The sequence below is a fragment of the Pseudomonas sp. Sample_9 genome (genome assembly GCF_004307535.1).
In the GTDB taxonomy this organism is placed as follows: Bacteria; Pseudomonadota; Gammaproteobacteria; order Pseudomonadales; family Pseudomonadaceae; genus Aquipseudomonas; species Aquipseudomonas mercuritolerans.
On record NZ_RAZO01000474.1, the window covers coordinates 2030 to 4285 of the forward strand.

3 protein-coding genes are annotated in these 2256 nt (G+C 61.5%); 2 read left to right on the forward strand and 1 reads right to left on the reverse strand.

The genetic code is table 11. From position 1 onward, the window contains the following. The coding region (locus D6877_RS27075) for a LysR family transcriptional regulator (RefSeq protein ID WP_130912682.1) at window positions 1-785 on the reverse strand (785 nt) is incomplete at its 3' end. 113 nt (window positions 786-898) lie between these two features. On the opposite strand from D6877_RS27075, the gene D6877_RS27080 reads away from it, so the two are divergent. Together D6877_RS27080 and D6877_RS27085 are read left to right on the forward strand one after the other, a co-directional pair. Further along, window positions 899-1777 carry an MBL fold metallo-hydrolase gene (locus D6877_RS27080; RefSeq protein ID WP_130912676.1) on the forward strand — a complete coding sequence of 293 codons (879 nt, stop codon included), beginning with the start codon at window positions 899-901 and terminating at the stop codon, window positions 1775-1777. Between the two features lie 45 nt (window positions 1778-1822). Next, a partial coding sequence (locus D6877_RS27085) for an NAD(P)H-binding protein (protein ID WP_130912683.1) occupies window positions 1823-2256 on the forward strand: 434 nt, incomplete at its 3' end.

Below are 2256 nucleotides of genomic sequence, written 5' to 3' on the forward strand. Positions count from 1 at the left end.
CGCGGTTCTGCGTGTGGCAGCAAACGCAGCAGCTCGCCGTTGTGAATATGCACGCCAGCCTGGTAGGTCGGCAGCATCGCCACGCCCGCGCCGGCCAGGGTTGCGCGCAGAAGGGTGCTGGCCTCGTTGGCGCTGATATTGCCCTGCACCGGTACCGAAACCGGTTCGCCATCCTCCTCGAAATGCCACAGGCTTTTGCCGAAATAGGAATGGGTCAGGCAGTTATGTCGGCTCAAATCCTCAACCGTCTGCGGCGCCGGATGCTCAAGCAGATAAGCCGGCGCTGCGCAGACCACCGAGCGGCACACGGTCAGGCGCCGGGCGATCAGATTCGGATCAAGATCATTGCTGGTGCGAATCGCCAGATCGATGCGTTCATCGACCAGATTCACCGTGCGGTCGAGCATTTGCAGATCGATACTCACGCCGGGGTAAAACCTGACGTACGCCGCGACCGCATCGGCCAGTTGCGCCTGGCCAAACGAGGTGCTGACGCTGATCCGCAGCAATCCGCGCGGCGCGTCATCGGGTTCGCTGACGGCGGCCTGCATGTCGTGCGACAGGTCGATCATCTGCCGGCAGCGCGGGAGGATTTCACTGCCGGCGGCGGTCAGGCTCAACTTGCGCGTGGTGCGGTGCATCAGCCGCGCGCCAACCCAGTCTTCCAGCTCCGCCAGATAGCGTGACACCACCGGCCGCGACAGGTCGAGGTGATCGGCCGCCGCCGACTGGCTGCCGAGGTCCACCACCGTGACGAATACCCGCATTGCTTGAAGCCGATCCATGATTTGCCCGCTTTCAGAAACAAACTATGTCCAAGCATCGCATTTTTTGTACTGAGTCTGGCAACTAAGCTCTGTTGCATCGCCAGACTGGCATTCGCAATCCGGAGCAACAAATGATCGGCTTCACCCCTTTCAAGCGCGTTCTGCTCGCCGCAGCATTTTTCGGCTTTGCCGCCCATGCATCCGCTGCCGAACTGAGCCTTGATGTCTACAACCCGGGCACCCAGGCGATTTTCCCGGTCAGCTCGGTGCTGGTCAGCGGTGAGAAAGAAGCGATTCTGGTCGATGCGCAATTCGGCAAATCCCAGGCCGAGCAGGTGGTGGAGAAGATCCGCGCCAGTGGCAAGCAATTGACCACCATCTACATCAGCCACGGTGACCCGGATTACTACTTCGGCCTCGACACCCTGACCAAAGCATTCCCGCAGGCGAAAGTGCTGGCTTCGCAGCCGACTGTCGATCACATCAAGCACACCGTCGACGGCAAACTGGCCTACTGGGGGCCAAAAATGGGCGCCGATGTGCCGACGAAAACCATCGTCCCGGACGTGCTCAAGGGCGACAGCCTGACCCTCGAAGGCAAGCAATTGCAGGTGATCGGCCTCGACGGCAAGCAACCGGATCGCAGCTTCGTATGGATCCCGTCGCTCAAAGCAGTGGTCGGTGGCGTAGTGGTCGCCGAGAACATTCATGTGTGGATGGCCGACACCCAGACCGCGCAATCCCACGCCGACTGGCTGCACACCCTGCACACCATCGAAAGCCTGAAACCGCAAACCGTGGTGCCCGGCCATTTTCTGGGTGACAGCAGCCGCTCGCTGGCCAGCGTGAAATTCACCGCCGATTACATCAAGGCCTTCGATGCCGAAACCGCCAAGGCCAAAGACTCTGCTGCACTGATCGCAGCGATGAAAAAACGCTACCCGCAGCTGGGCGAGGAAAGCTCGCTGGAGCTCAGCGCGAAAGTCGCCAAGGGCGAGATGCATTGGTAAGCCGAACCTGAACACGCAGCATTTTCAAGCCAACTGGAGAATGTCATGAGCAAGATCGCAATCATTGGTGCCACCGGCCGTGCCGGTAGCCAACTGCTGGAAGAAGCCCTGCGTCGCGGCCACAGCGTCACCGCCATTGCCCGCGATACCTCGAAGATCGGCAGCCGTGCCGGTGTCGTCAGCAAGAGCCTCGACGTGCTGGATTCGGCGGCGCTGCAAGCGGCGGTGGCCGGTCACGATGTAGTGATCAGCGCAGCGCACTTCGCCACCGTCCCGGCCTCGGCGATTGTCGGACCGGTAAAACAGGCGGGCGTGAAGCGCTTGCTGGTGGTCGGCGGCGCCGGTTCGCTGTTGCTGCCGGATGACACGCGGGTGATCGACAGCGCCGGTTTCCCGGCTGAATACAAAGCCGAGGCGAGCGCGGGGGCGGCGTTTCTTGATGCGTTGCGTCAGGAGCAGGAACTGGACTGGACTTTCCT

What these genes read in the sequence shown, in the direction of transcription:
- D6877_RS27080 (WP_130912676.1), top strand. Translation starts at nt 899, where the DNA reads ATGATCGGCTTCACCCCTTTCAAGCGCGTTCTGCTCGCCGCAGCATTT.